23 protein-coding genes are annotated in these 22,625 nt (G+C 65.3%); 7 read left to right on the top strand and 16 right to left on the bottom strand.

From position 1 onward, the window contains the following. The first annotated feature begins 67 nt into the window (after window positions 1-67). The 4 genes from KZZ07_RS06135 (at window position 68) to KZZ07_RS06120 (ending at window position 3,426) form a co-directional block, all read left to right on the top strand. On the top strand, window positions 68-529 hold the full coding sequence (locus tag KZZ07_RS06135) for a peroxiredoxin (RefSeq protein ID WP_219512916.1): 462 nt from the start codon (window positions 68-70) through the stop codon (window positions 527-529). Between the two features lie 96 nt (window positions 530-625). After that, complete coding sequence (locus tag KZZ07_RS06130) at window positions 626-1,450, top strand: ferritin-like domain-containing protein (RefSeq protein ID WP_219512915.1); 825 nt, start codon at window positions 626-628, stop codon at window positions 1,448-1,450. Window positions 1,451-1,613: 163 nt separating this feature from the next. Continuing rightward, the gene (locus KZZ07_RS06125) at window positions 1,614-2,921 is read left to right on the top strand and encodes a M23 family metallopeptidase (RefSeq protein WP_219512914.1); all 1,308 of its coding nucleotides are present in this window, start codon (window positions 1,614-1,616) and stop codon (window positions 2,919-2,921) included. Beyond that, a complete protein-coding gene (locus KZZ07_RS06120; RefSeq protein WP_219512913.1) occupies window positions 2,911-3,426 on the top strand; it encodes a bactofilin family protein in 516 nt (171 codons plus the stop codon). Before KZZ07_RS06125 ends, KZZ07_RS06120 begins: the two co-directional genes overlap by 11 nt. A gap of 111 nt (window positions 3,427-3,537) precedes the next feature. Here KZZ07_RS06120 and KZZ07_RS06115 read toward each other — a convergent pair whose 3' ends face one another. The 10 genes from KZZ07_RS06115 to KZZ07_RS06070 form a co-directional block, all read right to left on the bottom strand. Beyond that, the gene (locus tag KZZ07_RS06115) at window positions 3,538-3,819 is read right to left on the bottom strand and encodes a hypothetical protein (protein ID WP_219512912.1); all 282 of its coding nucleotides are present in this window, start codon (window positions 3,817-3,819) and stop codon (window positions 3,538-3,540) included. 470 nt (window positions 3,820-4,289) lie between these two features. After that, window positions 4,290-4,493: a hypothetical protein gene (locus KZZ07_RS06110; RefSeq protein ID WP_219512911.1), complete on the bottom strand. Its 204-nt coding sequence runs from the start codon at window positions 4,491-4,493 to the stop codon at window positions 4,290-4,292. A 144-nt stretch (window positions 4,494-4,637) separates the two neighbouring features. Further along, window positions 4,638-5,222, bottom strand: a complete 585-nt coding sequence (locus KZZ07_RS06105; protein WP_219512910.1) for an HNH endonuclease — start codon at window positions 5,220-5,222, stop codon at window positions 4,638-4,640. Window positions 5,223-5,450: 228 nt separating this feature from the next. Continuing rightward, window positions 5,451-7,184, bottom strand: a complete 1,734-nt coding sequence (locus KZZ07_RS06100) for a PDZ domain-containing protein (protein WP_219512909.1) — start codon at window positions 7,182-7,184, stop codon at window positions 5,451-5,453. 133 nt (window positions 7,185-7,317) lie between these two features. Further along, complete coding sequence (locus KZZ07_RS06095; RefSeq protein ID WP_219512908.1) at window positions 7,318-7,614, bottom strand: putative quinol monooxygenase; 297 nt, start codon at window positions 7,612-7,614, stop codon at window positions 7,318-7,320. A 74-nt stretch (window positions 7,615-7,688) separates the two neighbouring features. Then, complete coding sequence (locus KZZ07_RS06090; protein WP_219512907.1) at window positions 7,689-9,932, bottom strand: trypsin-like peptidase domain-containing protein; 2,244 nt, start codon at window positions 9,930-9,932, stop codon at window positions 7,689-7,691. 60 nt (window positions 9,933-9,992) lie between these two features. Next, window positions 9,993-10,658, bottom strand: a complete 666-nt coding sequence (locus tag KZZ07_RS06085; RefSeq protein WP_219512906.1) for an alpha/beta hydrolase — start codon at window positions 10,656-10,658, stop codon at window positions 9,993-9,995. A 27-nt stretch (window positions 10,659-10,685) separates the two neighbouring features. Beyond that, on the bottom strand, window positions 10,686-11,168 hold the full coding sequence (locus KZZ07_RS06080) for a hypothetical protein (protein ID WP_219512905.1): 483 nt from the start codon (window positions 11,166-11,168) through the stop codon (window positions 10,686-10,688). Next, window positions 11,165-11,812: a DNA-3-methyladenine glycosylase family protein gene (locus tag KZZ07_RS06075; protein ID WP_219512904.1), complete on the bottom strand. Its 648-nt coding sequence runs from the start codon at window positions 11,810-11,812 to the stop codon at window positions 11,165-11,167. The genes KZZ07_RS06080 and KZZ07_RS06075 overlap by 4 nt, the downstream gene beginning before the upstream one ends. Beyond that, window positions 11,779-12,495: a precorrin-6A/cobalt-precorrin-6A reductase gene (locus tag KZZ07_RS06070; RefSeq protein ID WP_219512903.1), complete on the bottom strand. Its 717-nt coding sequence runs from the start codon at window positions 12,493-12,495 to the stop codon at window positions 11,779-11,781. The genes KZZ07_RS06075 and KZZ07_RS06070 overlap by 34 nt, the downstream gene beginning before the upstream one ends. A 294-nt stretch (window positions 12,496-12,789) precedes the next feature. Here KZZ07_RS06070 and KZZ07_RS06065 point away from each other — a divergent pair, with 294 nt between their 5' ends. Together KZZ07_RS06065 and KZZ07_RS06060 are read left to right on the top strand one after the other, a co-directional pair. Then, window positions 12,790-14,019 (top strand): MFS transporter, encoded by a 1,230-nt coding sequence (locus KZZ07_RS06065; protein ID WP_219512902.1) that lies wholly within the window; start codon window positions 12,790-12,792, stop codon window positions 14,017-14,019. 358 nt (window positions 14,020-14,377) lie between these two features. Continuing rightward, window positions 14,378-15,784, top strand: coding sequence for a phenylacetate--CoA ligase family protein (locus tag KZZ07_RS06060; RefSeq protein WP_255564184.1), 1,407 nt, complete (start codon window positions 14,378-14,380; stop codon window positions 15,782-15,784). A 365-nt stretch (window positions 15,785-16,149) separates the two neighbouring features. On the opposite strand, the gene KZZ07_RS06055 is transcribed toward KZZ07_RS06060, so the two are convergent. From KZZ07_RS06055 to KZZ07_RS06035, 5 genes are all read right to left on the bottom strand, one after another. Continuing rightward, on the bottom strand, window positions 16,150-16,923 hold the full coding sequence (locus KZZ07_RS06055) for a squalene/phytoene synthase family protein (RefSeq protein ID WP_219512901.1): 774 nt from the start codon (window positions 16,921-16,923) through the stop codon (window positions 16,150-16,152). Continuing rightward, entirely contained in the window at window positions 16,920-17,636 is a 717-nt protein-coding gene (locus KZZ07_RS06050; protein ID WP_219512900.1) for a class I SAM-dependent methyltransferase, read from the bottom strand. The genes KZZ07_RS06055 and KZZ07_RS06050 overlap by 4 nt, the downstream gene beginning before the upstream one ends. Then, a complete protein-coding gene (gene cimA, locus KZZ07_RS06045) occupies window positions 17,636-19,255 on the bottom strand; it encodes a citramalate synthase (protein WP_219512899.1) in 1,620 nt (539 codons plus the stop codon). Before cimA ends, KZZ07_RS06050 begins: the two co-directional genes overlap by 1 nt. Before the next feature lie 193 nt (window positions 19,256-19,448). Beyond that, window positions 19,449-20,837, bottom strand: coding sequence for a cysteine--tRNA ligase (gene cysS / locus KZZ07_RS06040; RefSeq protein ID WP_219512896.1), 1,389 nt, complete (start codon window positions 20,835-20,837; stop codon window positions 19,449-19,451). Between the two features lie 330 nt (window positions 20,838-21,167). Continuing rightward, a complete protein-coding gene (locus tag KZZ07_RS06035; RefSeq protein ID WP_219512894.1) occupies window positions 21,168-21,548 on the bottom strand; it encodes a VOC family protein in 381 nt (126 codons plus the stop codon). A 160-nt stretch (window positions 21,549-21,708) separates the two neighbouring features. Between KZZ07_RS06035 and KZZ07_RS06030 the strand changes: the two genes are divergently transcribed. Next, a complete protein-coding gene (locus KZZ07_RS06030) occupies window positions 21,709-22,053 on the top strand; it encodes an MmcQ/YjbR family DNA-binding protein (RefSeq protein WP_219512893.1) in 345 nt (114 codons plus the stop codon). 358 nt (window positions 22,054-22,411) lie between these two features. Here KZZ07_RS06030 and KZZ07_RS06025 read toward each other — a convergent pair whose 3' ends face one another. Beyond that, window positions 22,412-22,624 carry a hypothetical protein gene (locus KZZ07_RS06025; protein ID WP_219512892.1) on the bottom strand — a complete coding sequence of 71 codons (213 nt, stop codon included), beginning with the start codon at window positions 22,622-22,624 and terminating at the stop codon, window positions 22,412-22,414. Window position 22,625: the final 1 nt, after the last annotated feature.

The raw sequence follows: 22,625 nt of genomic DNA, 5'->3' as shown, positions 1-22,625 counted from the left end.
CCATTGTCTTACTCTCCTGGCACAGCTTAATGGCACATCATACAGCAACGCACCAAAGGAGACACCCATGTCCGACACCGCGCTGGAAACCGCCCCCGATTTCACCCTGCCCTCGACCTCGGGCGAGGTCAGCCTTTCGGCCCTGAAGGGCGCGCCGGTGGTGCTGTTCTTTTATCCGCGCGACGACACTTCGGGCTGCACCAAGGAAAACGAGGCCTTTACCGCGCTTCTGCCCGAGTTCGAAAAACTGGGGGTCAAGGTCTATGGCGTGTCGAAGGACAGTATCGCCAGCCATGAAAAGTTCATGGCCAAGAAGGCGCTGACCGTGCCGCTGATCTCGGACGAGGGATCGGACATGTGCGAGAAATACGGCGTCTGGAAGGAAAAGAAGATGTACGGCAAGACCTTCATGGGCATCGAACGCTCCACCTTCCTGGTGGATGCCGAAGGCCGCATCGCGCAGGAATGGCGCAAGGTGAAGGTCCCCGGCCATGCCGAGGCGGTGCTGGAGGCGGCACAGGCGCTCTAGTCCCGGCCGCGGCGCGGGGGACTTGCGTCATGGGGGAGCTGCCCCCATACCCCCGGAGGTATTTTTCGAGAGTAGAAGGCAGGGGGACGGCGCCGGATGATGAGCCTTTGCGAAATGGCGGTGGACGTTCTGACCACTGCGGACGGGCGGCGGAAAACCGCCAAGTCGCGGGCCTATGCGGCGCAATGGTTCGCGGCGCGCGCCGCCGGGGAAGACATCCCGCTGGGCCGGGCGGCGCCGCCGCTGCGCCCGTCGCGCCCCGAGGCGCCCGAGCTGCTGGACCCGCGCCAGGTGCCCAAGCGCAAGCCCGGCAGCCCACAGGGGCGCATCGCCCTGCTGCACGCGGTGGCGCATATCGAGCTGAATGCCGTCGACCTGCACTGGGACATCATCCCGCGCTTTGCCGATACGCCCATGCCCGCCGGGTTCTACGACGACTGGGTCAAGGCGGCGGACGAGGAGAGCAAGCACTTCAACCTGATGTGCGACTGCCTCGAGGAACTGGGCACATTCTACGGCGCCCTGCCCGCCCATGCGGGCATGTGGCGCGCCGCCGAGGACACGGCCGATGATTTCATGGGCCGTCTGGCGGTGGTGCCGATGGTGCTGGAGGCGCGCGGCCTGGACGTGACGCCGGGCATGATCGAGATCTTCCGCAAGGCCGGGATGACCAGCGCGGTGGCGGCGCTGGAGACGATCTATGCCGAGGAGGTGAGCCATGTCGCCTATGGATCGAAATGGTTCCATTTCCTCTGTGGCCGGAATGACACAGATCCGAAAAGCGTGTTTCACGAGCTGGTGAGAAAATACTTCAAAGGCGCGTTGAAACCACCCTTCAACGAGGAAAAGCGCGCCGAGGCCGGGTTGCCGCCGGATTTCTACTGGCCGCTGGCGGATCAGACCCCGGCAAGAACCCGTTGAATCGGCGGATTTTTGCCGTTTCGGCCCCTTCCCGCCGGTGCGACCGAATCGCAGGGCCAAAAATCTTGCGGTCCCCTGAAAGGCTGGGGTAAGCCCGACGACAGGGTGCCGTTAAGTGGGGACTGTGCGCACCTTGATTGGGACGGGACTAGGGGACAGTCAGGTGAGATCACGTCTGACCATCAGACTACACGCGCTCGTAGAGCGCTTTTTTCCGGAACGCAGGCTCTTTCTGAGATCCGACAGCGACACGCGCTTTATCCGGCTGAGATCGGAAACGCAGGCCGTGGGATTTGCCGGGCTGACCTTGCTGGTGGGCTGGAGCATCGTGGCAACATCGATCCTGTTGATGGACTCGATTGGCGCGGGCAACTTTCGCGACCAGGCCAAGCGTGACCAGGAAACCTATCAGCACCGGCTGAACGCCCTGTCGGCGGAACGCGACGCCCGCGCCGCCGAGGCGCTGGCCGCGCAGGATCGCTTTGCCTCCGCGCTGAAACAGATCTCGGTCATGCAGACGGAGCTGCTGAACTCAGAGGCACATCGGCGCGAGCTGGAAACCGGGATCGACGTGATCCAGGCGACGCTGCGCGAGGTGATGAAGTCGCGCGAAGAGGCGACCGCCCGGCTGGCCGAACTGGAAAGCGACCTCAAAGGCGAAGTGGCCCTTGCCCGCGCCAGCGGCGACGACGCCACCGTCAAGCTGCTGAACGAGGCACTGACCCGCGTCGCCGAGGAACGCGACCAGGTGATCGCCGACGCCCAGGCCGCGCTGATCCGCGCCGCCGAGATGCAGGCCGAGATCGAGATCCTCGAAGACAAGAACGACCGCATCTTCCGCCAGCTCGAAGAGGCGATGACCGTCTCGGTCATGCCGCTGGACAAGATGTTCGAGAAGGCCGGCATGGACCCGGACCGCATCCTGAACGAGGTCCGCAAGGGCTATTCCGGCCAGGGCGGCCCGCTGACGCCGCTCAGCTTCTCGACCAAGGGTGACGCCACCTCTCCCGAGACGCTGCGCGCCAACCGCATCCTCAACCAGATGGACCGGCTGAACCTTTATCGGATCGCCGCCCAGAAGGCGCCTTTCGCCTCGCCGCTCAAGGACAGCTTCCGCTTTACCAGCGGTTTCGGCTATCGCTGGGGTCGGCTGCACGCGGGCACCGATTTCGCCGCGCCGCACGGCACGCCGATCTATGCCACCGCCGATGGCGTGGTGATCCACGCAGGCTGGCAGTCCGGTTATGGCCGGCTGGTCAAGATCCAGCACGAATTCGGCATCGAGACGCGCTATGCGCATCAATCCAAAATCCGCGTGAAGGTTGGCCAAAGGGTCTCGCGCGGGGATCGGATCGGTGATATGGGGAACACCGGTCGGTCGACCGGGACTCATCTCCACTACGAAGTCCGAGTCGGCGGCAAACCCGTCAATCCGATGATCTATATCAAGGCTGCGAAAGATGTTTTCTAAGAGCAAGATCAATGAGCCCGGCCACAAGGCCGACGATACGTCGAAACCGGCCATGCCCGAGCCCTCGAAATCCTCCGCAGGCGATTACAAGCCCGCAGCCACGCCCAAGGCAAAGCCGCCGGCCTCGTCGCTGTCGGCCGATCTGCATGTGACGGGCAACATCAAGACAACCGGCGACATCCAGGTCGAAGGTACGGTCGAGGGTGACATCCGCGCTCACGTCCTGACCATCGGCGAAAGCGCCACCATCAAGGGCGAAGTGGTCGCCGACGACGTGGTGGTGAACGGTCGTATCGTGGGCCGCGTGCGCGGCCTCAAGGTCCGCCTGACCGCCACCGCCCGTGTCGAGGGCGACATCATCCACAAGACCATCGCGATCGAATCCGGCGCCCATTTCGAAGGCTCGGTGCAGCGTCAGGACGATCCGCTGAACGGCGGCAAGCGCCAGCAGCCGGCGCCCCAGGCCCCCGCAGCGGCTCCGTCCCCGGCGGCCAGCAACGACTGATCGCACGGCTCTAGATCTCAGGACGAAGAAAGGCCCCGCCATCAGCGGGGCCTTGTGTTTTCGGGACAGATGCTTTCGCGGCAGCGGTCCGCAGGGGCGGACCCGGACGGCTCAGCCGCCCTTTTTCTGCTGCTGGGTCTGGGTCTGCTGGTTCTGGTACTGCTGTTCGGTCCGTTCGCGGTTGCGGTTGCGGTTGCCGGCGCTGACATCCGGGCTGACCGGGCCAACCACGGTGCCGTCGTCCCGCACATAGTTGCCATCCACGATCGACCCGCCGACCACGTTACCGTACTTGTCGAACTGCACCGGCACATAGACCGGAACCGGCTCGGGCTGGGCACAGGCAGCGGTCAAGGCGACCAATGCGGTGGCCGCGACTGCTTTGAATTTCATGGTTCATCCCCTCGTTTCGGATTCTTCCCCGACTCTGCGCGCTTGGCAGGCCGCTCGCAAGATCCCGAATACAAAAATCTGTTCCCGTGTCGCTCTTGTCCAAGAAACACTCGCCTTTCAGGGGCGGCATTGCGTCTGGGGGACAGCCCCGAAGGACCGCCCGAGGAACCTGGAGCTGCCCATGTCCCCGCCCGCTGAGGATCGCCTTCCTTCAGGCCCTTCCCTCTCAGCCGCGCGCGGCACAACTGGCCCTGCCCGACGACCCCGGCCTTTGGCAGCCGGATCTCGCCGGAGGAGCAGACCGCCGTGGGCGCCCCCGAGGCATGTCTGACAGCAATCAAACGCGCCTCGACCGGATCGCGCTGATGCCGCCATCCTCGCGGCGGATGACACCGCAGACGACTTGGTGCAGCCGCGCGGCTTTCGTCTCGTGTATCACCCGGATCCCGCGCAACTGGTCGAGACCGCCGTCACAGATCAATATCCACGCGCGCGCGATCGAGGAGGAAACCATGCACTGGCCCGAAGTGGCGGATCAGCAGGTCTCTCTGGACGATGTCGAGGAAGCGCTCCGGGACCAAATCCGCATGGCGTCCCCCGGCTTTGCCTTTGGGGGCTATGCCGCGCCGTTCCGGATGGACCAACGCGGTGAATGGCCGGATGCGATGGATCACACCCGCTGCGTCATCGGCTTGGGGGATCACCACGCATGGATGCTGCAAGGTCTCAGCATGGCGGTCGTGACGCGGGACAACAACCTGGCAGCGCAGCGCTGGGACAAGACCCTGCTGATCATGGACAGCGACCAGGATGCGGCCTCAGGCCTCCAGCTCGGCATCCCAGTAAAGGAAATCCAGCCAGCTTTCGTGCAGGTGGTTCGGCGGGAACCGCCGCCCCATGTTCAGCAGTTCGCCCGCCGACGGTTGCCGCGGCGGCTTGCGCAGGCTCATGTTCACCTGCCGCAGGCTTTTCGACCCTTTGCGCAGGTTGCAGGGCGCGCAGGCGGCCACGACGTTTTCCCAGCTTGTCACGCCGCCCGCCGCGCGCGGGATGACATGGTCAAAGGTCAGTTCCGTCTTGGTTCCGCAATACTGGCAGCGGAATTCATCCCTCAGAAAAAGATTGAAGCGCGTGAAGGCCACGCGCTTCTGAGGTTTGACAAAATCTTTCAGGACCACCACCGACGGTATCCTGAGCGTCATACTCGGACTGCGCACCACTTCGTCATACTCGGCCACGATATCGACCCGGTCCAGGAAGGCCGCCTTGATCGCGTCCTGCCAGGGCCAGAGGCTCAGCGGATAATACGAAAGTGGACGGTAATCCGCATTGAGCACCAGGGCCGGATGGTGTTTGAGAGCCCCCGGCTCCCGTACGAAATGCGTTCTGAACTCACTGTTCATGAGAGACTCTTCCCTCGCCCTGCCTGCTCACCTTCGAAGCACCAGAGCGGGGAACCCGCCCCAGCCTATGAAACACTATATCTCGCGTTTTGCCTCTGGCAAGTCCCGCAAGATGAAGTGGTCGGACAAACCTGTAAGACGATTCCGTAACGCCTCTGTGACAGGCAGCCCCGGCGCGCTGTCCACAGGTTTTCCACACGGCGTTTCACCGGGCAGCCTCGCGCATGATCACAAGCCCAGGGCCACAAAGCGCGGGTTGCCGTCCCTGTCCACCAGCAGGAGGATCGTCTTGCGGCCCTGCCCGCGGGCCTCCTTGATGGCGGCCTGTGCGGCGGCAAGGGTGGTCACCCGCTTCTGCCCTATCTCGGCGATCACATCGCCGCGCTGGATGCCCTTCACCGCCGCGTCGGATTCCTCGGCCACGTCCGCCACAAAGAGCCCCGTCTTCGTCTCCGGCAAACCGAACTCCGCGCGCTGCTTCGGGCCGATCGCCTGCAGCGTCATGGACAGGATCACCGCGTCGGCCCCCGTGTCCCGCTCGGGCTTCGGCTCAGGCTGTTCGGCCACGTCCTTCGATGGCTTGGGCCGGGCCGTCAGCGTCACACGCAGCGCGAGTTCCTCGCCATTGCGGTTGACGGTGAGGGGGATCGTCTCTCCGGCTTGGCGCTCGGACACCAGCCGGACGAGGTGACGGGTGTCCGTAAACGTGGCGCCGCCGAAGGTCAGGATCACGTCGCCCGGTTTGATCCCCGCCGTCTTTGACGGCCCCTCGGGAACGGCCGAGACCAGGGCGCCCATCTCTGACGCCAGCCCAAGCGCCTGCGCGATTTCCTCGCTCAGATCCTGAATCCGGATGCCCATGTAGCCGCGGGCCGGCGCCGGATCCGGTGCCTTCTCAACCACGGGTTTGTCGGGCTCCTTGGACGGGGCGCCGGGCGACACCGGCGGAACGGTCGGCCCCTCGGGCCGCTTTTCCGGGCCCGGAGCGGGCTGTCTGTCCAATTCGCGGGCCAGCCGGTCACGCTCGGCCTGCAGGGCCGCCAGTTGATCGGCCAGCTTCTGACGCTCCGCCTGCAGCGCGGTCAATATGTCGTCCGGCCTCTCCGCCGCAGGGGTCACGGGTTTCAGCACCTTCGAAACCGCAAGGATATCGGCCATTGGAATGGCATAGTTCACCTCGCCTGCCCGGCTGCCCGCATTGTGCAGCGCCACGACCTGCTTGCTGTCCGCGTCGATCACCGGCGAGCCCGAGTTGCCCGGCAGCGTGTCGCAGAGGTGGTGCAGGCGATGGTCCACCACCGCCGGGCTGTCCGCCTGGCATTTCTCGCGGCTGATCCGCTGCGCCTCGCCCATCGGATGGCCAATCACCCAGAACGGCGTGTGATCGGCGGGCACCGCCGCCGAAAGCTCCAGCGCGCCGAAGGTGGCGTTTGCGTCCCCCAACACCTGCAAAACGGTATAGTCCAGTTCCTTGTTCGTCTCGATCGGCTCCGGGTTGACGTGAAAGCTCGTCACCCCGTCGGACCGCCCGTCGCGCAGGAACCCCGCGTGAAACTGCACCGCCGCGATAAAGCTCGCCCCCTGCGCCTTCATCTTGGGGTGGTCCAGAACGCCGGGAATGCAGTGATGGTTGGTCACCAGCATGTTGCCCTCCACAAGGAAGGCGGTGCAGGGCGCGTGGCCCACGTTGGTCAGCACCTGCAACATGCCCACCGGGCGCCCGGCGCGCGCAAAGACCGAGTCGGGGCCATAATTGGCGACGAACTCGTTGTTGTAGTCACCCACCCGCGCCTCCAGCTGCATATCGCTGAGCAGGGATTCGGTCTGCGGCGCCACCACCTGTCCAAAGGTCTCGGGCGGGAACAGCATCAGGTCCTGCGCACGGGCCGGACCACACAAGGACAGGGCAAGCGCAAGCGCGGCGGCAGAGCGGGCAGGAAAGTTGGGTTTTGGGCGCGACATGGGGGGCTCCACAAGGGGATTCGCGGCTCAGCTTAACAAAATAGGTGCCAGGACCGAGCACGGAATCCCCGGCCTGACGACCGGCACCGCCGTGCAGGCAAAACCGGTCTCGACGCGCCCCGCCAATCCCGGGTCAGGCAGCAACCAGATCGTAGTGCCGGATCAGCCGTGCCTCGACCAGCGCGTCCTCGGCCGGGTCGATATGCGGCGTGGTGTAATCCTCGCCGACAAAACCCTTGAGCGCGTCGAGATCGCGCCAGACCATGACAAAGGCGAACTCGCGCGGGCTCTCGGGCCGCGCGGCGCCCGGGTAGACATCGACGACGCCATCGGTGCCCTTCATCAGGGGAATGGCCGTCTCGTGAAAGAACCTGGAAAATTCCGCCTCTTTGCCGGGGCGGATGGTGACCTGGAAAATGCGCATGATCATCGGCTGGGCCTCCCGTCAGACAGGGCCGGAGCAGCCCGGCCCCTGCCCCAACATAGCACAGGTGGCTCGGTTTCTTATTCCCCGCCCCAGACAATAAGCTGACCGTCCCTGGAAACGGAGGCGACACGGCTGCCATCCGGGGAAAAGGCCACCGAAGTCACGGTGTCCTCGTGCCCCTTGAGCAGAACGACCTTCTTGCCGGTCGAGGTGTCCCAGAGCGCCACACGCGCCAGACCCGCCGCCGTCTCGTATCCTGCCGTGACATAGGCCCCGTCCGGCGAGAAGGCGGGCGTCATATTGATGGCCGACAGGCCTGCAAGCGGCGCAATTTCAGTTCCCGTCACACCGTCCCAAAGACGCGATGTGCTTGAATCAGCGGCGGTCACGACCCTGTCACCGTCAGGTGAAAAAGCAACCCCGAAGAGCGTGCCATGTCCTGGCATGACCTTGATCGCGCGCCCCGTCTCAACATCCCAAAGCCCGGCTTTGCCGCTTAGCGCAACTGTTGCGGCCCGCCTTCCGTCAGGGGAGAAGGCAGCCGCGATCACCTGGTCACCGTGTCCTTCCCACCTAATCAGCCCTTTCTCGGTTTCGACATCCCAGAGGACTGCCGTCTGGTCATAAGATGTTGTAATCAGTCTTTTGCCATCGGGAGAGAACGCCACGCCGTGAATCATGGCGGCGTGACCTCTGATCTGCGTCCATAGAAAATCACCCGTCTCAGCATCCCAAACAACAGGCCCCTTCGCACCCCATTCATAGGTCACGATCCGCGTTCCCGTCGGCGCCAAGGCCCCGCGGGTCTCATTTGTTTTCGTTTTGAGTTCAAAAAGTTTGCGCCCTGTCGATGCTTCCCAGACTTGCGGCGGCGCGTTGGCAGAGAAGGTCACGATCCGGGTGCCATCTGGTGAAAAAACTGCCCTATAGAACTTCGACCCTCCGGCCAAAGCAAACACCTTGCGCCCGGAGGCCGCGTCCCAGACCCGCGCGGCGCCATCATTAGAGGCAGTGATAATCCGTGTTCCATCCGGCGAAAAGGCAACGTGGTTGATCTTGTCACTGTGCGCATCAATTACCTTGTTTTTTGCCCAATGCTCCTTGGGAAAGCTGGCGCTTTCAAAGATCTGATCCGGCCGTATCGGTGGAGCGTCCGACCGCCGCCTGTCGTCACCCGCAGCCCTCGGACCCTCGGTTCTACCGGTGCCGCCATCCAGCCGGTCTCTTTCCGCCTGCAGCGCTGCCAGTTGATCGGCCAGCTTCTGGCGTTCGGCCTCGGCCTTTTCGCGCGCCAAACGCTCGGCCTCGGCCTTCGCCAGCGCCGCCTGTGCCGCCTCGTCGGCCAGCCGCTTGCGCTCGGTTTCCGCCGCGGCCCGAGATGCGTCCCGCTCGGCCCGCAATCGTTCCAGTTCCGCCTTCAGGGCCGCCAGTTCATCGCCCTCAGGTTTCGGCGCAAGCGCCACCAGTTCTGCCACGACCTCGGACTCCCGTGCGATCAGGCTGATCGGGATGGCAAAGTTGATGCCTTCGCTGGGGCTGCCGGCGTGGTGCAGCGCAATCACCTCACGGCTGTCGTCGCTGAACACCGGAGAGCCGGAATTGCCCACCAGGGTATCGCAGGTATGGCGCAGCTTCTTGCCCGCGCGCGGCTTGGTCGCCGTCGCGCGGCATTCCTTGCGGCTGACATACAGGGCCTGCGGCACCGGCACCGGCGCCACCTGGAACACCGGGTGCCCCATGACCAAAAGCGGCATCCCCGCATCGCGCGCGCCGTCGATTTCCATCGCCGCCAATGTCACCGTCCCCCATTCCGCCGCCGGATTGCCGAAGACCTGAAGGATCGCGTAGTCCAGATCGCTTGACGGGCTGATCTCGACCGGGGTGGTGCCGACGGAATAGGTCCGCGTCCCCGCCTCGATGCCGCTTTCGACATAGCCGGTGACGAATGTGATCGCCTGCGCCTGCCCGCCTTCAAGGCAATGGGCATTGGTCATCAGGTACTGTTCGGAGATCAGGAAAGCGGTGCAATACCCGACGCCCTGTGCAAAGGCCACGTCCAGCCGCCCCACCGCACGTCCCAGCCGCCGCAGTTCCGACGCCTCGGGGTACTGCGAGGCCGGTTCCGCATCGAAGGCGCCGCCAAAGGCCTGCTCGAAGGCGATGTAGCCGCCGCCGGACTGGTTGCCGCTGATGGCGACCTTGCCATAGTTCGACAGCGGGGCAAGCGGGATCTCCTGCGCCTGTCCCGCACTCGCAAGCGCGATGAACGAAACGATGACGGCGAGGCGGGCAATGGGCATCTGCAAAAGGACTCCGGGCATTGATTCGACCGTAAGTCTAGCAGCCGAAATGCCCCGATCCAGTCGCGCAAGCCGCGCCCCTCAGAATCCGCACTTGTCGCGCAGAAAGGCCAGCGCCACGCCCAGCCCGTCGGGCGCGATGCCATGCGCGGTGCCTTCCATGATATGGGCAAAGACCTCCTTGAAGCCCGCCTCCTGCAGCGCCTCCGCCGCCTGCGGCAAAGATTGCGGCGGCACCACGTCGTCCTGGTCGCCATGCACCAGCAGGATCGGCGGTTTGCTCTTCCACTCGTCGGCCAGCAGTTCCGGCGCCAGCAGGCGGCCCGAGAAACCGACGATCCCCGCCAGTTCGTCCTCGCGACGCGGACCGACGTGCAGGCTCATCATCGTGCCCTGGCTGAAACCGAACAGCGCCACCTGTTCCGGCAGCAGGTCCTCATCCACCATCAGCGCTTCCAGAAAGGCGTTCAGGTCGTCGATGGCCCGCGCCATACCGGCCATGCTCTCCTCTTCGGACGAGCCGTCGATCCAGGGGATCGGGAACCACTGGAATCCGAAGGGCGCCCCGGCGCAGGCCTCGGGCGCGTCGGGCGCCACGAACAGCGTATCGGGCAGATGTTCGCCCAGCGGATCCGCCAGCCCCAACAGGTCCGCCCCGTTGGCGCCATAGCCGTGCAGGAAGACGACGCAGGACCGCATCTCTCCCGATACCGGTTCCTTGCGGCCCGTCTGCAATACTCGTGTCATACCCTGTCTCCTGTGATGAGCCTTCGGTCAGCGCTTCTCGAAAAAGCAGACCTCGACCGCGCCCGCATTGTCCTGCAGCGCGGTGTCGTTGATGCGAAAATCCATGACCCGGCGGATCTGCTTCCTGTTGAACGTCCAGCCGCTGGGGAAATGGCCCACGGTGCCGCCATCCAGCCGGTACAACAGCCGTCCAAAGGGCAAGGAGGGCCGTTCCTTGTAGGTGGCATAGGGGGCAAGCCGTGCCTCGTCCGCCGGGCCGTGGCCGTCCGGGCCGACGCGACCATAGGTATTGGCATCCACCGTCCAGCCTTCGGCACGCCCCAGGCGCAAGGCCTCCAACTGGCCGGTCAGCCCTGTCTCGTGCCGCTGCCATCCCTTCCGCGCCGAGATCGACAGGCATTCGAACCCGGGCCCGGTGCTGACGACCCTGGCCGGGACAACATCCTGGGCCTGCGCCGCTCCGGACAGCGCCGCCGCCATGATCCCGGCGGCAACAAATGCGACTTTCATGCAATCCCCTCGCGGTTCTTCTCCACATGGTAGTAGGCCCAGAGCGCGCGCGCCGCAACCGACCGCCAGGGCGCCCAGTCGCGGGCCATCTCGCGCAGCGCCTTCTCGCGCGGGCGCTCGGGCAGGTCGAAGAGCACGCGCGCCCCTTCCTGCAGGGCCAGGTCGCCGGGGGCAAAGACATCCGCCCGGCCCAGGCTGAACATGGCGTAGATCTCGGCGGTCCAGACCCCGATGCCCTTGACCGCGACCAGCCGCTCGATCACCGCCTGTGTCGGCATCTCCCGCAGGGCCTCGAAATCGATCCCCGCCTCGGCCAGCGCCAGGGCATAGGTGGCCTTCTGGCGCGACAGGCCCAAAGCGCGCAGATCGTCATGGCTGACCGAGGCCACCGCCTCGGGCGTCACCATGCCCGCCGCCTCCAGCCGCGCCTGGATCGCCCGGGCCGAGGCCACGCTGACCTGCTGGCTGACGATGGCGCTCAAGAGCTGGGCAAAGCCGTCGGGCCGCAGCCGCAAAGGCAAGGGGCCGGTCCGGTCCAGCGCAAAGGCAAAGCGCGGCTCTCGCGCCGCCAGCCAGTCCGCGCCCTCGGCCACGCAGGCCTCCGAACGGATCAGCCGTCCGACAGGTTGTGCGTCCTCAGCCATGCCAGGGCCTCCTTCACAGTTGCGACACGCGGCCCGCCGGGCCGGCGCGGACGGGCAATCATGGCCACCGGCAGATGCAGGCGGCGTGCCGCCTCCAGCTTGGGCCAGCCGCCCGGCCCGCCCGCATTGTGCACCATCAACCAGTCGATCCGCTGCTGGCGCAAGAGCCGGATCTCCTCCGCGACGGTAAAGGGCCCGTCGGCGTGCAGGTAGCGTCCCCGGCGCAGGGGGAAAGGGTCCCGCCCGCCGCCGATGCGCCGCATCAGCACATGAGCCCGCAGCGCCCGCAGCCCCGGCAAGGCCGCCCGCCCCGTGGCCACAAGCACGCGGGCGCCCGCCGGGATCACCCCCACCGCCGCCCGGGCATCGCGCAACGACACCCAGCGGTCGCGCCGGGTCGGGCGCCACTCCGGCCGCACCAGCTGCAGCACCGGCACACCAGCGGCGCGCGCGGCCCGCGCCACGGCAAAGGCCGTCGCCACGTCGCAGGGATGCGCGGCCTCGACCACCACGCGGGCGCCCCTCTCCCGCAGCCAGTCCGCCGTGACCGGACCGACACTGACCGCCCCCGGCCAGCGCCGTGCCACTCTCTCACGCGTGGGCAACCGCACATGGGCACCGGGCAAGGCCCGAGCCAGGTCATGCGCTTCCGCCGCGCCGCCGATGATCACGATCCCCGTCATGCCACCCCCATAGAACAGCGCGCGGGGAAAGGGAAACCCGCGCGCAGCCCCCCGCTCCGGCACCTGCCGCACACCGGAGGGCGCCAGGTGTCGCGCCCATGTTTCTTTGGGCTGAAAATACCTCCGGGGGGAGTCGACCGGAGGGAGACGGGGGGCAGCGCCCCCCGGCCCGGCAATCCAACCGGACCCGGGCATGGAATGACGCCACGTCACCAGCCAAGCCGCATCCGGGCAATCCGGCGGCGCGACATATTCCCTCTTGCTCATATGAGCGGCGCCGCCTAACCCATGCGCATGAGCGACGTGACAGTGCCCCCCTCCGACAGCCGCGCCAAGCGCAACGTGACCGTCCTGGTGCTTGCCCAGGCCATCCTCGGCGCGCAGATGCCGATGATCTTCACCATCGGCGGGCTGGCCGGGCAATCGCTGGCCTCCAACGCCTGTTTCGCCACCTTGCCGATCTCGCTGATCGTGCTCGGCTCGATGCTCTCGGCCACGCCGGTCTCGGCGCTGATGCAGCGCTATGGGCGGCGCGCGGGCTTTTTCGTCGGCGCCGGCGCGGGCGCGCTTGGCGGCTTGGTCGGGGCCTACGGGCTTTACACCGCCTCCTTCCCGATCTTCCTGCTGGGCTCGCTCATCACCGGCACCTACATGTCGGCGCAGGGTTTCTACCGCTTCGCCGCCGCCGACACCGCCTCGGACTCGTTCCGGCCCAAGGCGATCTCCTACGTCATGGCGGGCGGGCTGCTCTCCGCAGTGATCGGCCCGCAGCTGGTCAAGGCGACCTCGGATGCCTTCGTCGTGCCTTTCCTGGGGGCCTATGCCGCCGTGGTGGCGATCAACGTCATCGGCGCGACGCTCTTTCTCTTCCTCGACATCCCCCGCCCCCCACGCCCGGCCGAGGACGCCCCCAAGGGCCGCACCCGCTGGGAGCTGCTAACCACCCCGCGCATCGCCGTAGCGGTGATCTGCGCCACCGTCTCCTACGCGCTGATGAACCTCGTGATGACCTCGACGCCGCTGGCGGTCGTCGGCTGCGGATACGAGACCGGGGATGCCGCAAATGTGGTCACCGCCCACGTGCTGGCGATGTTCGCGCCCAGCTTCTTCACCGGCCACCTGATCGCGCGGTTCGGCGTGGAAAAGATCATGTCGATCGGCCTGGTGATCCTCGCCGGGGCCGGGATCGTGGGCCTGTCGGGGGTGAACCTTGAACAATTCTTCGTCGCGCTGATCCTGCTGGGACTGGGCTGGAACTTCGGCTTCATCGGCGCCACCACCATGCTGGCCGGCGCGCATGAGGCGCATGAGCGCGGCCGGATGCAGGGTCTGAACGACCTCATCGTCTTCGGCGGCGTGACCTTCGCCTCGCTGGCCTCGGGCGGGCTGATGAACTGCTCGGGCGGCTCGGCGCAGCAGGGCTGGACGGCGGTCAACCTGGCCATGGCGCCCTTCCTGGCGCTGGCGGGGGGCGCGCTGATCTGGCTGGTGCTGCGCCCAAGGGACGCGGCCGAAGAGGTCTGAACCGAAATCCGGGCCGAAACGCGTCAGGCCGCGACTGTCGAATGCCCTGTATCATTGACCCGAAGCGATGGATTTTCCGGCTCTTGGCAATAGCCCTTGCCAGGCAATTCGGCCCCTGCCGTCAAGCATGTCCACCCCAATCCGGACCTGCGACTCAGGGGGCGCCAATGTTCGGTGTGCGGGACTAAGCAGATGCCCGGCTTCACTGCCCAAATGTCCGGTTTACCGGTATGCCTCATTGCGATGATCCAGCATGCTTGCGCGCTTTGACAGAGGTCAATTTGCGCTGACCTCAGTGCTGTAGTCTGGATTCAATGGGGATATCATCGACGCACAATCAACGGATTCGCCAGCAGACATGCATTTCAGTCTTCTCAGAGCACTGGGTTACTTTGCCGATGGGCTTTGGACAAGCTGGGGCGGTCGAAAGCGTATTGAGGCCAGGCAACACCGCAACCTCCAGCGCCTCGTAGACAAGGCGCGGCGCGACTCACCGTTGTTCCGCAGGCTCTACGAAGATCTGCCACCTTCAACAGATATCGCACTCCTCGATTTGCCGGTGACGCGCAAGCCCGACCTCATGAGTGCATTCGACGACTGGCTGACGATCCGTACGCTTTCTCTCAAACAAGCCCGCGAGCATCTCGGGGACATTGGAAATGCGGGTGTGCCGATCGGCGATGTCGCCGTTTTCCAGACCTCCGGAACATCGGGGGAACCCGCGGTCATCGTCATGTCCTCGTCGTTCGTGGAATATTACTATGGGATCATGATGGCGCGCTTCGAACGCTACCATTGGAAACTCATGCGCGACGTGCGCAAGCTCGGCGTGAGGGTGACGGTCACCGGCGGGAACGGTCACTTTGCCGGCAACGGGTTCAACAAGCTGATGCAACGGCTTAATCCGGCCCTGGCGAGGGGATTGGGATTGAACTTCATCGAGGCCGAGCAACCGATCGACCAGCTGGTTCAGAAACTCAATGCGATTCCGAGCGTCGCCTGGATCGTGACATACCCCAGCATGTTGACCATCCTCGTCCGGGAAAAGGAGGCCGGGCGTCTGCACATCGAACCGGCGCTTTTCCGTACCGGAGGCGAGACGCTCACCGACGATCTGCGTACGAGGGCCCTACGGGCCTTCCCTTCGCTGAAATACGGTATCGCGGATTTCTATGGCAGCACCGAGTGCCTCGCACTTGCTTTCACGTGCAGCCACGGGCGGAAGCACGTGAACGAAGACTGGGTCATCTTGGAAGCGGTCGACGAGGCGATGCACCCCATTCCCGACGGAACCTTGTCGGCGACAGTGCTCCTGACGGTGCTTGCCAACGAAGTTCAACCCTTCATTCGTTATGATCTCGGAGACTGTGTTCGGTTTCATAAGAACGAGTGCCCCTGCGGGTCACCGTTCCGCAGTTTCGAAGTGGAGGGGCGCCAGGCGACCCTCGTTCGCGTAGGGGAGGTGACGCTGTCGCCGCTCGTCTTCGATCTGGAGCACGAAGATGCGCGGCGTGTTCAGCTGATCCAGGCCGGCGAGAGAGAGTTTGAAGTGCGCGTGCAGTTGGCTGACGAGGCGGCGGCAAGCCCTGTCTATGAAGAGGTCATCGCGTCGGTGAAACAGGTATTTCGCGACAACGGCTTGGAGGATGTCGCGGTACGAGAAAACCATGAGGCGCTGGAGTTCACCGCGAGTGGAAAGTTTCACGAAGTATTGCCCTTGCGCCGCGCCGATACTCAAAACACGATACCATCCGGCATTCGCTAGCTGCTTCGGAGTGATCACGGGAGTGTCTGAGAACTCCGGCAACTAGGATGGTCCGTCTTCGTTGAAGCCGACATTCGGACACCACGCAGCATCAAGCAAGCTGGGCTCTCAACGGGCCTTCTCTGCGCCAGGCACATACGGTCGTTCTGCCCTTGCCTCGCCCGTTAGGCCTGCCCCGCGCCATGTCGCTCTGGGGCCCGTGAGCGGAGCTTTGGCCCTGGTTGTCCCGATCCCTGCCGATGCGCCTATCGGGTGACGATCAATTGCGCAGGACGCAGCAATCTCAGCGCTAGGTCAGCAACGTGACCGGAATGCAGTCTTGCCTGGCCACTGACGCGCCCCCGTGCCGGGCCTGACCCGGCACCTCAGCTTGTCAGCAGATGCCAGCGGCGGGAAAACTCGCTGAGCCGCAGCCGCCCTTCCCCCACTGCAGCCGGATCGCGCGCGGCCTGCGCCAACAGCGGCTTGCCCAGCGCAAACTCGCGCAGCGCCGCCCCGGCCAGGCCATGTCCCCGCCGCAGCGCCCGTAGCCCGGGCGCCTTTCGGACCTCTTTCAACCGTGTTCGGGCCAGCGCCGCGATTGCCTCTGCCCGCCCGTCCGGCAGGGGCAGCTTGCCGCGTGCCTCCAGCTCCGGCACTGCCTGCAAATACCGCGCCAGTGCCGCCGCGCGGGCATGCGTCAGCACCGCCGCCTCCTCCGCCCGCGCCCCCAGCGCCGCCAGAGCGGCCAAGGCCAATTGCCCCGCCGTGGCGTCCAGATAGGCCATCAGCGCCGTCTCATCGGCAAAGGGCGCGCGTTCGAGGTCTGCCTCGCGTGCGGCCACCGCCGCTTGCAACCCCGAGACATCCACCCCCGCCAGCGCCTGCGCCAGCGGCGTGACCACCTCGTGCCGCCGCGTGAACCCGCCCGAGCCGATCTCCTCCAGCGCGTCCTGCCACCATTGCAGCCGCATCTGCGCAATCATCGGTTCCTGCGTGACCCAGGGCGCGCGCGACACCTCGACATTGAAGGCATAAAGCGGCATCAGCACCGCCCGCGCGGGCAGCGGGGCCGCCATCGCGGCCAGGAACCGCTCGGGGTCGCCGCGTTCGACGATCTGCGCACAGGCGTAAAGGTCGCCGCCCTCCTGCCAGCTCATGACAGCCGCCGCGCCACGACAAGGTGATAGCCGGTATCCTCGCGCACCGCGCGCCAGTCCCGCGCCTCCTGCGCGCAGAGGTCCAGCATCCCGGTCAGCTTTGCATCCGCCTCGGGGCGCAACTCGGCGATGCGCGCCTCCATCGGTTGGTAATAGGCCTCCCAGCCCGCCTCCGAAACGTCGCGCGTGCCCAGGATCTCGAACCCCGCCGCCGCCACCGCCGCGGCGATGCCCGCGCGGTCGCGGGTCGGATAATCCTCCCAGAAGGCCCGCGCCTTTTCCTTGGGGGTCTCCGTGAAATAGCAGGGTTCCGAGAAGGCCAGAACGCCGCCCGGTTTCAAGGCTCCACGCATCACCTCCAGCCCCGGTTTCAGCCCGAGGAAATAGAGCGCCCCGGCGCACCAGATCATGTCAAAAGGAGCCTCCGGGAACTCGGCAATCCGCCCCATGTCCTCCTTGCGCACCGTCACCTGCGGCAGATCGGCAAAGCGGGCCTGCATCTGCGCCACGAACCCGTCCTGCTGGTCCACGGCCAGCACCCGGCCCGCGCGGGCCAAAGCGGCCACGTCGCCGCCCGCCCCGGCGCCCGCGTCGCAGATCACCGCGCCCTCGGGCAAGGCCGCCAGATCCAGCGCCCAGGCCACATCGTCGGGCGACCCCGGTCCCTCGCGCGGCAGGTCCTTGTGGACGGTAAAGAAGGCCTCCCAGTCCATCAGCCCGGCATCCCGTCGCGCACCAGCTTCCAGCGCACCGCGTCCAGCAGCGCCTCGAAACTGGCGTCGACTATGTTTGCGCTGACGCCCACGGTGGCCCAGCGCCGCCCTTGCCCGTCCTCGCTGTCGATGATGACGCGGGTCACGGCCTCGGTCCCGCCCTGGGTGATGCGCACCTTGAAATCGACCAGCCGCATGTCGTCGATGGCCGCCTGATAGCGGCCCAGGTCCTTGGCCAATGCCTTGGAGAGCGCGTTGACCGGGCCACGGTCGTTGCCCGCCTCGTCCATCGACTCGCTGACCGACAGTTTCTTTTCGCCGTCCACCTTCACTACGACAACCGCCTCCGACAGAGAGACCATCTGGTTGTACTTGTTCTTGCGCCGCTCCACCGTCACCCGGTAGCGCTTGACCTCGAAAAACTCGGGCAGCATCCCCAGTTCGTCCCGCGCCAAGAGCTCGAAACTCGCCTGCGCGGTGTCATAGGAATAGCCTTCGGTCTCGCGTGCCTTGACGCGGTCGAGGATGCGGGCCAGCGCCGGCTCACCCTTGTCGACCTCCAGCCCCATCTCGGACAGGCGGCGGCGCAGGTTCGACTGCCCCGCCTGGTTCGACATCGGCACCACGCGGCGGTTGCCCACCAGCCCGGGGTCGATGTGTTCATAGGTGGTCGGGTCCTTGAGGATGGCGCTGGCATGCAGCCCCGCCTTATGCGCAAATGCCGAGGCGCCGACATAGGCCACCTGTTTCTGCGGCACCCGGTTCAGGATGTCGTCCAGCATCCGGCTGGTCCGCGTCAGCCCGGCCAGCGCCTCGGTGCTGACGCCCGTCTCGAACAGGTCTCTGTAGGGCGCCTTGAGCAGCAGCGTCGGGATCAGCGCCGTCAGGTTGGCATTGCCACAGCGTTCACCCAGCCCGTTCAGCGTGCCCTGGATCTGGCGCGCGCCCGCCATCACCGCCGCCAGCGATCCGGCCACGGCGGTTTCCGTGTCATTGTGCGTGTGGATGCCCAGATGATCGCCGGGGATCCCCTTTTCGATCACATCCTGCACGATCTGCCCGATTTCATGCGGCAAAGTCCCACCGTTGGTGTCGCAAAGCACGATCCAGCGCGCCCCCGCCTCCAGCGCGGCGCGCAGGCAGTCCAGCGCATAGGGCGCGTTCGCCTTGTAGCCGTCAAAGAAGTGCTCGGCATCAAACAACGCCTCGCGCCCCTGCCCCACGAGATGCGAGACAGAGGCCGCGATATTGGCGATGTTTTCCTCCAGCGTGATCCCCAGCGCGGTGGTGACGTGGAAATCATGGGTCTTGCCCACCAGACAGACGGCGGGCGTGCCCGCATTCGTCACCGCCGCCAGCACCTCGTCATTGGCGGCAGAGCGCCCCGCGCGCTTGGTCATGCCAAAGGCGGTCATCGTGGCGCGGGTCTTGCCTACCTCCTCGAAAAAGGCGCTGTCGGTCGGGTTCGCCCCCGGCCAGCCGCCCTCGATGTAGTCGACGCCAAGCGCATCGAGCGCCGCCGCGATCTTGAGCTTTTCGGCGGTGGAGAACTGGACGCCCTGCGTCTGCTGCCCGTCGCGCAGCGTGGTGTCGTAGAGGGAGAGGCGTTCGAGGGTCATGTCGCCCTCCGGTGCTGGGTGAGACAGGAGGCGCGCATGCGCCATGCCCGACCTCGGGAGGGCGGACACACATTCCCGGCGAATGCACTCCAAAGCCCGTTTGTCGCTCTTGCTGCCATTGACCCAACGAATGCCCTCCCGGGGGGGAGGTCGGGCATGGCGCATGCGCGCCGGGTGGTTCTTTTTGCAACCATCATTCCAGCCCCTCCAGCTTGGCCGCATCGAACCCGGCGCCCGGCACCAGGTCCACACCCGCCTTCGACATACGCACCTCGACCCCCGCTTCGATGAGGGCCTCTTTCATCCGGTCCACCTCGGAGAAATCCTTGCTCTGCATGGCCTCGGCACGCGCCGCGGACAGCCGGTCGGCCAGCGCGGACAGATCGACGGAAACCGCCTCCCAGCCGGACAGGGCATCGGTCAACAGCCCAAGCACCGCAGCCCCGGCCTTCAGAGCCGGGGCCTCCCCCGCCGCGGCCAGTCGATGAAGCTCGGAAATCGCGCCAGCGGTGTTCAGGTCATCGGCCAAGGCGGCGACAACCGTCTCGGGCACATCCACCGCCTCGACATTCGCAACCATACCGCGCCACTTGCGCAGCGTGGCCTCCGCCTCGCGCGCCTTCTCCGCCGTCCAATCCATCGGCTTGCGGTAATGCGTGCTCAGCATGACAAAGCGGATCACCTCACCCGGCACGCCCTGGTCCAGCAGGTCGCGCACGGTAAAGAAGTTGCCCAAGCTCTTGGACATCTTCTTGCCCTCGACCTGCAGCATCTCGTTGTGCAGCCAGACACGCGCGAAATCCCCCTCGGGATGGGCGCATTTCGACTGGGCGATCTCGTTCTCGTGATGCGGAAAGGTCAGGTCATTGCCGCCGCCGTGGATGTCGAAACTCTCGCCCAGCAGAGCGAAGCTCATCGCCGAGCACTCGATATGCCAGCCCGGACGCCCCCGGCCCCAGGGCGACTCCCAGCCCGGCAGATCGTCCGACGAAGGCTTCCACAACACGAAATCCATCGGGTTCTTCTTGTAGGGCGCCACCTCGACCCGCGCGCCGGCGATCATGTCCTCGACCGAGCGGCCCGAGAGCGCGCCGTATTGATCATAGCTCTCGACCGAGAAGAGCACATGCCCCTCGGCCGCATAGGCGTGACCGGAAGCGATCAACTCTTCGATCATGGCGATCATCTGCTCGATATACTCGGTCGCGCGCGGCTCTTGCGTGGGTCGCAGCGCGCCCAGCGCATCCATGTCCGCGTGATACCAGCCGATAGTCTCATCGGACCGTTCCCGCACCAGTTCTTCCAACGTGCCGGGCGCCCCCGCCTCTTTCCGCTGCAACGCGGTGGCGTTGATCTTGTCGTCCACGTCGGTGAAGTTGCGCACATAGGTGACATGGTCCGCCCCGTAGACATGGCGCATCAGGCGAAACAGCACATCGAAGACCAGCACCGGGCGCGCATTGCCCAGATGCGCGCGGTCATAGACCGTGGGACCGCAGACATAGATCCGCACATTGTCAGGGTCTAAGGGTCGGAAGTCTTCCTTCTTCCGGGTCCGGGAGTTGGTGAAGCGGATGTTCATGGCCTCGTCCTTCGCAAATCTTGCGGCGGGCCTAGCAACTCTATGATGCGAATGGAATAGAGGACCGTCCCGCCAAAAGCCGGGATGTCCCGACCGATGTCAGCAGGTAATGCAGCAGAGAGTGTGTGCAGCGGTCGTCATGGGCGCGGCATAACATGCGGGGCTTTGCGCGCCAAGGGGGATGTGATGCGCGTAACGGGGACGTTTTCAGGGGCGCTGCCCCTCTTGGCCTGCGGCCAATTCACCCCGGAGATATTTTGAAGAGAGAAGAAGGTGCAGGCGCGCGGCCCGGGCTTCTTCTCTCTGGAAATACTCATGAACGCTCAGGGCTCAGCCGTAGCTGACCATTTCATATTCCACCGAATCCGGCCCGTCGAAGTAGAAGCGGCGGCCGGGTTCATAGTTGGCGTGATTGAAGGTCTCGATCCCCTCGGCGCGCACGCGGGCCTCGACGGCATCGAGATCCTCGACCACGATGCCGACATGATTCAACCCGGCGGCGTTTCCGTAGCGGGGATGCGCCTCAGCGACGGGCGCTTTCGGCGTGTAGAGGGCCAGGTAGCTGTCCGCATTGCCCACGTGCACGGAATAGCCGTCGTTGAGCGAGGCGCCCTGCCAGCGGATGTGCCAGCCCAGGAGGCGGGACAGGAAATCTGCGGTGGCGCGGGCGTCAGGGACGGTGATGTTGACGTGTTCGAGGTGTGCATTCATGGCTCTGTCCTTTCTTGTGGCTATGATGGGCAGAGCGTAATTCCTCAAGCTCACTTCAGATCAAGAGGGTTTTCCGGAGCCTTTTCAGAGACATGCGCAAACACCTTTTGGGTTCTTTGTCCGGCTTGCGCCGGGGCGGCGCGCGCGGCATCCTCCGGGCATGGGACGCGATACGGTCAACGAGATCTGCCGGGCGCTGCCCGGGGCGGTGTGGTCCGATCCCTGGGGCGGTGGGCATGATGCCTGGAAGGTGGGCGGCAAGATGTTCGCCTGCATCGGCGCGGCCAATGACGGAGTTTCCGTCAAGACACCCTCGATCGAGGATGCGGCCCTGCTGATCGAGATGGAACGCGCGGTGCGCGCACCCTATTTCCATCGCTCCTGGGTGCGGGTGGATTGGGACGCGGTGCCGGCGGACGAATTGCGGGACCGGATCGAAACCTCTTACCGGATTGTCTTCGGTGGGCTCACGAAAAAGCTGCAGCGCGAGATCTCGGGCGGCTGAGGCCTGGCGCCAAGGCGCTTCGAAGCGCCTTGGCAACGCCTTTTGAAAGGCGTTGAAAGCGGTTTCAAACCGCTTTCCCAGCGAAGACACCCGCCGGCGGCGCAGTTGCCGGGCGGGTCGTCGCATCCCTGTCATCAAAGGCTGAAAACGGCGGCCGCCGGACGGATCGGTCTTGCCGGGGTGTCACTCCCGGCCCTGTTCGGGGCATCGCCCCTTCGTTCCGCGCAGATCGAAAGGCCCCCGAGCGGGGACATGATCCGGTTTTCAGTGGTACCGCGGGGCAGACTGAGGCCGCCCGGTCGACAAAGATGCCTCGCAAAAAGCACGGCTACCCAAAGAGTCGCAAACACCTAAGGATTCATCGCAACCGACCGCGCATGGTGTCAATCAATACAAAAAATGGCCAAAAACAAAACAGCACCGCCCCGGGAATAAAGAAATAGCTGTCCGAAAACTCATCCGGAAAAACGACATAGATGAGAAAAAAGCCAAAATGGCAGACAGAGTAGAAGAGAAACGCTTTTCTTAGCTTTAGCGGGTTCCCGTTAGAGTCTTTGGACTTCTTGGTCACA

This window comes from Mameliella sp. CS4 (assembly GCF_019392335.1).
Taxonomy (GTDB): domain Bacteria; phylum Pseudomonadota; class Alphaproteobacteria; order Rhodobacterales; family Rhodobacteraceae; genus Antarctobacter.
Note: the sequence above shows the minus strand (reverse complement) of the source record. Positions and strands in the feature narration are given on the sequence as shown.

What these genes read in the sequence shown, in the direction of transcription:
- KZZ07_RS06135 (WP_219512916.1), top strand. Translation starts at nt 68, where the DNA reads ATGTCCGACACCGCGCTGGAAACCGCCCCCGATTTCACCCTGCCCTCG.
- KZZ07_RS06130 (WP_219512915.1), top strand. Translation starts at nt 626, where the DNA reads ATGATGAGCCTTTGCGAAATGGCGGTGGACGTTCTGACCACTGCGGAC.
- KZZ07_RS06120 (WP_219512913.1), top strand. Translation starts at nt 2,911, where the DNA reads ATGTTTTCTAAGAGCAAGATCAATGAGCCCGGCCACAAGGCCGACGAT.
- KZZ07_RS06115 (WP_219512912.1), bottom strand. Translation starts at nt 3,819, where the DNA reads ATGAAATTCAAAGCAGTCGCGGCCACCGCATTGGTCGCCTTGACCGCT.
- KZZ07_RS06105 (WP_219512910.1), bottom strand. Translation starts at nt 5,222, where the DNA reads ATGAACAGTGAGTTCAGAACGCATTTCGTACGGGAGCCGGGGGCTCTC.
- KZZ07_RS06100 (WP_219512909.1), bottom strand. Translation starts at nt 7,184, where the DNA reads ATGTCGCGCCCAAAACCCAACTTTCCTGCCCGCTCTGCCGCCGCGCTT.
- KZZ07_RS06095 (WP_219512908.1), bottom strand. Translation starts at nt 7,614, where the DNA reads ATGATCATGCGCATTTTCCAGGTCACCATCCGCCCCGGCAAAGAGGCG.
- KZZ07_RS06090 (WP_219512907.1), bottom strand. Translation starts at nt 9,932, where the DNA reads ATGCCCGGAGTCCTTTTGCAGATGCCCATTGCCCGCCTCGCCGTCATC.
- KZZ07_RS06085 (WP_219512906.1), bottom strand. Translation starts at nt 10,658, where the DNA reads ATGACACGAGTATTGCAGACGGGCCGCAAGGAACCGGTATCGGGAGAG.
- KZZ07_RS06080 (WP_219512905.1), bottom strand. Translation starts at nt 11,168, where the DNA reads ATGAAAGTCGCATTTGTTGCCGCCGGGATCATGGCGGCGGCGCTGTCC.
- KZZ07_RS06075 (WP_219512904.1), bottom strand. Translation starts at nt 11,812, where the DNA reads ATGGCTGAGGACGCACAACCTGTCGGACGGCTGATCCGTTCGGAGGCC.
- KZZ07_RS06070 (WP_219512903.1), bottom strand. Translation starts at nt 12,495, where the DNA reads ATGACGGGGATCGTGATCATCGGCGGCGCGGCGGAAGCGCATGACCTG.
- KZZ07_RS06065 (WP_219512902.1), top strand. Translation starts at nt 12,790, where the DNA reads ATGAGCGACGTGACAGTGCCCCCCTCCGACAGCCGCGCCAAGCGCAAC.
- KZZ07_RS06060 (WP_255564184.1), top strand. Translation starts at nt 14,378, where the DNA reads ATGCATTTCAGTCTTCTCAGAGCACTGGGTTACTTTGCCGATGGGCTT.
- KZZ07_RS06055 (WP_219512901.1), bottom strand. Translation starts at nt 16,923, where the DNA reads ATGAGCTGGCAGGAGGGCGGCGACCTTTACGCCTGTGCGCAGATCGTC.
- KZZ07_RS06050 (WP_219512900.1), bottom strand. Translation starts at nt 17,636, where the DNA reads ATGGACTGGGAGGCCTTCTTTACCGTCCACAAGGACCTGCCGCGCGAG.
- cimA (WP_219512899.1), bottom strand. Translation starts at nt 19,255, where the DNA reads ATGACCCTCGAACGCCTCTCCCTCTACGACACCACGCTGCGCGACGGG.
- cysS (WP_219512896.1), bottom strand. Translation starts at nt 20,837, where the DNA reads ATGAACATCCGCTTCACCAACTCCCGGACCCGGAAGAAGGAAGACTTC.
- KZZ07_RS06035 (WP_219512894.1), bottom strand. Translation starts at nt 21,548, where the DNA reads ATGAATGCACACCTCGAACACGTCAACATCACCGTCCCTGACGCCCGC.
- KZZ07_RS06030 (WP_219512893.1), top strand. Translation starts at nt 21,709, where the DNA reads ATGGGACGCGATACGGTCAACGAGATCTGCCGGGCGCTGCCCGGGGCG.